Genomic DNA, 237 nt, shown 5'->3' with positions numbered 1-237 from the left:
GTATCGTATTATTGACATCCGACACGTTGATACCTAAGCGTGCAATTTTTTCTCTGTCAATCACAATATTGAGTTGTGTTTGACCACCGCTTTTGATCGCATCTACATCGCTTGCGCCACGAATGCCTTTGAGTATTCCAGAAATCTGCTCACTCTTTTGTGTCAGGATATCCAAGTCTGGACCAAAAATTTTGACCGCGTTTTCACCTTTGACGCCCGATAGAGCTTCTTCCACAT

At 43.0% G+C, this 237-nt stretch carries 1 protein-coding gene; it reads right to left on the bottom strand.

Annotation, left to right across the window (positions count from 1 at the left end; translation table 11 throughout):
- A partial coding sequence (locus QN347_RS20900; RefSeq protein ID WP_323494561.1) for an efflux RND transporter permease subunit occupies window positions 1–237 on the bottom strand: 237 nt, incomplete at both ends.

It is taken from the genome of Sphingomonas sp. 10B4 (assembly GCF_035019905.1).
Taxonomy (GTDB): Bacteria; Pseudomonadota; Alphaproteobacteria; order Sphingomonadales; family Sphingomonadaceae; genus Sphingomonas; species Sphingomonas glacialis.
This window is presented reverse-complemented; position numbering and strand designations above follow the sequence as displayed.